Annotated in this window: 4 protein-coding genes; all 4 read left to right on the top strand. The window is 70.5% G+C overall.

The window, feature by feature from the left end; all coding sequences use genetic code 11:
• Window positions 1-196: 196 nt before the first annotated feature.
• The 4 genes from trpS to ACTIGN_RS12900 all read left to right on the top strand — a co-directional run bounded on the left by trpS (window position 197) and on the right by ACTIGN_RS12900 (window position 6474).
• A complete protein-coding gene (trpS, locus tag ACTIGN_RS12915; protein WP_439624405.1) occupies window positions 197-1246 on the top strand; it encodes a tryptophan--tRNA ligase in 1050 nt (349 codons plus the stop codon).
• 390 nt (window positions 1247-1636) lie between these two features.
• Window positions 1637-4411, top strand: a complete 2775-nt coding sequence (locus ACTIGN_RS12910; RefSeq protein ID WP_439624403.1) for a serine/threonine-protein kinase — start codon at window positions 1637-1639, stop codon at window positions 4409-4411.
• Window positions 4412-4503: 92 nt separating this feature from the next.
• A complete protein-coding gene (locus ACTIGN_RS12905) occupies window positions 4504-5106 on the top strand; it encodes a class I SAM-dependent methyltransferase (RefSeq protein ID WP_439624401.1) in 603 nt (200 codons plus the stop codon).
• Between the two features lie 168 nt (window positions 5107-5274).
• Window positions 5275-6474, top strand: coding sequence for a BBP7 family outer membrane beta-barrel protein (locus ACTIGN_RS12900; RefSeq protein ID WP_439624399.1), 1200 nt, complete (start codon window positions 5275-5277; stop codon window positions 6472-6474).
• Window positions 6475-6606 lie beyond the last annotated feature (132 nt).

The raw sequence follows: 6606 nt of genomic DNA, 5'->3' as shown, positions 1-6606 counted from the left end.
TTTGCACCCTGGGCTACGGACTGCCGCCCCCTTCGGGGGCTCAGTGCTTTGAGTCCCGGAGGGACGACAGTCCGTAGCCCAGGGTGCAAACCCTGGGACCGCGGGTGCCAACCCTGGGACCGCGGGTGCCAACCCTGGGTCTTCTTGGGGACTCTGGCGACGCCCACCTACCGGCCGATCGATTCGAGGAGTGACCGTGACCCGCGAGCCCCTTCCCCGCATCCTGAGCGGCGTGCAGTCGTCCGGGAAGCTGCACATCGGCAACTACTTCGGCGCGATCAAGCAGCACATCGAGCGGCAGGACAAGGGCGACTGCTTCTTCTTCATCGCCGACTACCACGCGATGACGACACTCAAGGAAGCCGAGGAGAAGGAACTCGCGGCGGCCGCCAAGAACAAGCAACTCGCGCCGCGGCCGGCCCGCCAGATCCTCGCCGACAACGTCCGCGACGTCGCCGTCGACTACCTCGCCCTCGGCCTCGACCCGGCAAAGGTCGCGTTCTTCCGCCAGTCCGACGTGCCCGAGGTGTGTGAACTCGCGTGGGTGCTCTCGACCGTGTCGGGCATGGGCCTGCTCGAACGGGCGCACTCGTACAAGGACAAGGTCGCCAATGGAATCACGCCGAGCGTCGGCCTGTTCACGTACCCGATCTTGATGGCCGCGGACATCCTCATCTACCGCTCGCACCTCGTCCCCGTCGGCCGCGACCAGGAGCAGCACCTCGAAATGACCCGCGACATCGCCGGGTCGTTCAATCACGCCTTCGGCGAGGTGTTCCCGATGCCCGTTGCGGTGCTCAACGAAGCGGCGGTTGTTCCCGGGACCGACGGCCGGAAAATGGGCAAGAGCTACGGCAACACCATCGACATCTTCGCGGAAGGGAAAGCGCTGGAACGGGCCGTCATGGGCATCGTTACTGACAAGACGCCGCTCGAAGCGCCGCTCGACCCGGACACCTGCAACGTGTTCGCGCTGTACAAGCTGTTCGCCTCGCCCCCCGAGCAGGAGGAACTGGCCGCGAAGTACCGGGCCGGCGGGTTCGGATACGGCGCCGCGAAGAAGGCGCTCCTCGCGAAGATCGACACCTACTTCGCCCCGGCCCGCGAGCGCCGCAAGTTGCTCGAACGCAACCCCGGGCTCGTCGAAGAGGCGCTCACGGCCGGGGCGCAGCGGGCGCGGGCCGTGGCCCAGGTGACGGTGCGGCTCGTGCGCGAGCGGCTCGGGATGAACCAGCGGCCGGTGTGAACCCGGATCCGGGTGATCGGTGGCCGTGGGGGACTCTTGCCCTCCCCCCTTGTGGGGGAGGGTGGCGAGGCTCTGCGAGCCGGGTGGGGGGAACGCGACACGAGGTATTGAGCCTTCCCCCCCACCCGCTCCTCGAAGACTCGGAGCGACCTCCCCCACCAGGGGGGGAGGTCATTACCAAGAGTTACTCTTCAACACGGGTTGGTATCAGACGTGTCCCGCTACGGCCGCGTGATGAAGATTCGCGCCGGATCGGGATCCTTATCTCCGAAACGTGCTCGCTACGGGCGAAACATGATGTACCATTGGAAGTGAGATGGTCCCTCGCACCGTCTTCCCGCTCGCAATCCGCTTCCGCCCGGCGATCCCAGGACTGAGGGTGCCGTTGTGGTGATCGTGTGTCCGCACTGTAGCCACCGCCTGAGCCTGAAGACGGCGAAGACGGGCCGGTTCCGCCCCAAGTGCCCGGGGTGCGAGAAGCCGTTCCTGCTCATCGTCCCCGAGGACCCGGACGGGGTGCCAGAAGCCCGGGCGATCCTCGACGACACGATCTTCGTCCCGCCGCGGAGCGGGCTGCTCCTCGGCGTCGACACCGGCGAGCCGTCGGGCGGGAAGATCCCGGCGCACCAGGCGGCCGGCCTCGAAGACACGCAGATCCCCGGGTCGCTCCCGAACCTCGAACTCCCGCGCCGCCCGTCCGGGGCGCAACAGGTTCCGGCCCCGCGGGCGGTGCCCCAGACCGGCGCGGCCCCGATGGCCGCCGTCGCGCCCCCCTCCCCTTCCGCCGCGCCGCCGCAGGCGGCCCCGCCCAAGTCCACCCGGCCCGACGCGACCCCCCGCCCGGCCCCCGGCCGCGACATCACGCTGAAGCCGAAAACGGTGGTCCGCGGGTACGAACTGGAGCGGGAACTCGGCCGCGGCGGGATGGGCTCGGTGTACCTCGCCCGCCAGCTCTCCCTGAACCGGCACGTCGCGCTGAAGGTGATGAGCAACAAGTGGGCGTCGGACCCGGTGTTCGTGGCGCGGTTCACCCGCGAGGCCTACGCCTCGGCCCAACTGTCGCACCCGAACATCGTCCAGATCCACGACATCGGCGAGGCCAACGGGACGCGGTTCTTCAGCATGGAGTACGTCCGCGGGCGGTCGCTCGCCGACGTGGTGAAGACGCAGGGGAAGCTCGACTCGGAGACGGCCGTCAAGTACGTCCTCCAGGCGGCCCGCGGGCTCAAGCACGCGCACGACCGCGGGATGATCCACCGCGACGTGAAGCCCGACAACCTGCTCCTCGGCGAGCAGGGGCTGGTGAAGGTCGCCGACCTCGGGCTCGTGAAGACCCCCGCGACCGAGCGCGACGACGACCGGCTCGACGGGGGCGGCCCCGGCGGCCCGGCGGCCCCGCTGGAGATGACCGGGGCGCGGATCGCGCTGGGCACCCCCGCGTACATGAGCCCCGAGCAGTGCCGCGACGCGGCCGCCGTGGACCACCGGGCCGACATCTACTCGCTGGGCTGCACCCTCTACGTCCTCGTCACCGGGCGGCCCCCGTTCGACGGCACGACGGCGATGGAGCTGATGTCGAAGCACGCCTACGACCCGCTCGTGCCGCCCGAGCAGATCGTCGCCCGGGTGCCGCGCGAGGTGTCGGCCGTCATCCAGCGGATGATGGCGAAGGACGCCGGGGACCGGTTCCAGACGATGGACGAGGTGATCCGCACCCTCGAGATGTGGCTCGGGGAGACGCACACCGGCAGCTTCTCGCCCCGCGAGGAGCAGATCACCATGATGGAGAAGTTCGTCGGCCAGTTCAACGCGGCCCCGGCGGCCGTGCTCCGCGGCCGGGTGCTGAAGGGGTCCGTGGCGGCGGTGGCGATCGCCGCGCTGCTCCTCACGTTCTTCGGCCGCGCGGCGTGGGCGCTCGGGCTGTTCGGCCTCGTGGCCCAGGCGGCCCTCGCGTACTTCGTGATCGACGGCGTGGCCCGCCGCGGGTTCCTGTTCACCCGCACCCGGCAGTTCCTGATGGGCCTGTCGTGGGGCGACTGGGGCGTCGGGGTCGCGGGGCTCGGCCTGTTCGCCCTCATGCTGGCGATGCTCGGCCAGTTCTGGATCTGGGCCGGGTTCGGCGCGGTCGGGGCGGCGCTCGCGTTCGCGCTGCGGTACGGTCTGGACCGCCGCGTCGAGCGGCAGCGCCGGCCCCAGATCGAGGGGAGCGAGCGGCTCATGCGGCGGCTCCGCATGCAGGGGCTCGACGAGGAGGAGATCGCGCAGTTCGTGGCCAAGTACGCCGGCCGCGACTGGGAAGAGTTCTTCGAGGAGCTGTTCGGGTACGAGGTGAAGCTCCAGACCCGGGCCGTGCTGCTCCGGGGCGGCGCGGCCGGGGTCCGCGAGAAGCACGCCGCGTGGCGGGAGCCGCTCGTGGCGCTCATGGACCGCGTCGAGACGGCCCGCAGGGCGGCCCGCGAGCAACAACTCCTGCTCGCCGTCGAGCGGGCCAACCTGCTCGCCGCGGGCGTCGACCCCAGGGCCGCCGACAACCAGGCGAAGGCCGCGGCCGAGGCGATGGTCCAGGCCGCCGGGCACGTCCGCGAGGCCGAGGCGTACCGCGCGATGGCCGCGACCGCCGCCACCCCGGTCGCCCCGGTGAACGTCCGCCAGGCGGTCGTGGCCCAGCAGCCCCAGGCGTTCGAGCCGCCCCCGGCCCGCCGCGAGGTGTTCGGCCCGCTCGTCAACCTGTTCGTCGGCACGCACGTCCGCGCCGCGCTGGCCCTCGTGCTGCTCGCCGGGTGCGCAACGTGGGTCCACCAGAACGGCCTGCTCCCGGGGGCCGCGGTCCAGCAGCAGGCCGTGGAGACCCGCGACCTCGGTGCGCTCCAGGACACCGCCGCCGAGGTGCTCCGCCGGCCGACGCAGCCCCTCGCCCTGCCCGGCGTCCCGGCGCCCGCGACCGAGTGGGTCGACGGGTGGAACACGGGCGTGGCCGGGCTCCTGCTCGTCGCGTCGCTGTTCTACCGCGGCAACGTGATGGCCGTGTTCGCGCTCCTCGGCGCGGCCGTCGCCGCCGTCGGGCACCAGTTCGGGCTCCAGGCGGTCGAGCCGTTCCGCGCCGACCACATCGGCCTGGTCCTCGGCTCGGTCCTGGCGCTCCTCGGGTTCCGCCTGGGCCGCTGACCGCGCCGGCACGCCCGCCTTACTGCTGGACTAATCGCGCGCACCGGGGCATAATCCTCCCTGCCCATTCCGTCACCAGGGAGTGTCTCACTATGCGCAAGTTCTCGTTGTTCGCCGTCGCCCTCGCCTTCGCCGCGCTCGGTCTGGCGGGCCGACCGGCCGCCACCGCCGAGGACAAGAAGAAGGACGAGCGGCCCGACATCGTCGTGCCCTACGTCCCGACGCACGAGAAGGTCGTGGCCGCGATGCTGAAGCTGGCGGCCGTCAAGGAGGGCGAGACCGTGTACGACCTCGGGTGCGGCGACGGCCGCATCACGATCGCCGCGGTCAAGGACTTCAAGGCCAAGCGCGGCCTCGGCATCGACTTCAACCCCGAGCGGCTCAAGGACTGCGAGAAGCGCGTCGCGGAGTTGAAGCTGAGCGAAGAGGACACCAAGAAGCTCACGTTCAAGCAGGGCGACGTGCTGAAGATGACCCCCGAGGACTTCAAGGACGTGGACGTGGTGACCCTGTACCTGCTGCCGGCGGTGAACCTGAAGCTGATGCCGGTGCTCCAGAAGGGGCTGAAGCCGGGCGCGCGGATCGTGTCGCACGACTTCGACATGGGCGACTGGAAGGCCGACAAGAAGGAAGAGGTCGAGGCCGACCGCAGGCACACGATCTACCTGTGGACGATCGCCGAAGCGAAGAAGTAAGCCGCGACGCGACCAGATCCGAGCGGGGCGGCCATATGGCCGCCCCGCTCCCATTTCGGCCCTCTCGATAGTCCCCTCGCGGGCCCATTCGCGCCAGAATCCCTTGATTCGTCAGGCACCGCGACCCGATACCCGTCGTGCAACCGCTCCCCGTTGCCGAGGCCGCCCATGCTCACACGACGGACGTGGCTCCTGATTCCGCTCGTGTTCGCCGGGCACGCAGTCGCGGCACGGGCGCAGGAAGTCGCGCCCCCGCCCCCGCCGATAGTACCGCCCACTTGTGAGATCGCGACCGCTCCGCCCGCGGCCCGGTGGTACGCGGGGGTCGATGTGCTGTGGCTCGCCCGCGACTACCCGACGGACGCGCTCCTCGCACAGACGGTGAACGCGAACGCCTCGACCATGTTCCGGGCGGTGCCGATCCCCGGCGCGCCGGTCATCACCCTCGGCAGCGTCTCGGACACCGCGGCGCAACCGGGCCTGCGCGCCACGGTCGGGTTCCGCGTCGCCGACCGCACGAGCGTCGAACTCGGGTACTTCGGCCTCCAGCATTGGGCCCGGTCCGCGAGCATCCTCGGCCGCGACCCGCCGTTTGTGAACTCGCCGTTCATGGGCAGCTCGATCATCTACGAGAACAAGAGCTTCGACACGAGCATGACGGCCCGGTACGCCTCCGAGATCCACAGCGCCGAGGTGAACGCTTGGCGGGCGTTCGATGTGGGCAACTGGACCGGCTCGGCGCTCGGCGGGTTCCGGTACTTCAACCTGTCCGAGCAGTTCAGCCTCACCGGGTTCCAGACGTTCCCGAACGTCCCGGAGGGCGCGCCGCCGGCGTCGCAGACGATCCGGGAGCAGACCCGCGTGACGGCCGACAACAACCTGTTCGGTGCGCAGATCGGGGCCGAGGTCGGGCGGGCGTTCCTGAACGACCGCGTCGGGTTCGGCGTGAACGGGAAGGTCGGCATCTTCGCGAACAGTGCGAACCAGTTCACGACGAACGGCGCGGGCCTCGTCACCGGCGGGTCGGGCACGTCCGTGCTGGCGGCCGGCCGCGGCCGCACCGACGTCGCCGGGCTGTACGAGGGCGGCATCACCACGACTGTGCGGGTCACGTCGCGGGTCACCGTGCGGGCCGGGTATCAGGTGCTGTTCGTGCAGGGGCTGGCCCTCGCGCCGACGCAACTCGCGCAGACCGGAACGGCCATTCGCGACTCGTTCGTGTTCGTCCCCGGCTCCTACGTCCCGCGCGACTTCACGCTGCCGGTCCCGGCCACGAAGCTCCCCGCGCCCGGCACCGGGTCGGGCCTCGACACGAGCGGCAACCTGCTCCTGCACGGCCCGTTCGTCGGGCTCGGCGTCTCGTACTGACACCGGGTCCGGTTGATTGCTAACTGTAGCCGGCCTCTGTGAGGCCGGTGCGTGGGGGCCACCCGAAGCCCCGGCCACAAAGAGCCCGGGCACAGTTTAGGCTAATCGGAATAGGAAACGCACCCCTCAGCG

Origin of the sequence: Gemmata sp., assembly GCF_051859125.1 — a bacterium.
Taxonomy (GTDB): domain Bacteria; phylum Planctomycetota; class Planctomycetia; order Gemmatales; family Gemmataceae; genus Gemmata.
The sequence above is the reverse complement of the archived record's forward strand: the minus strand, read 5'-3'. Positions and strand labels throughout refer to the sequence as shown.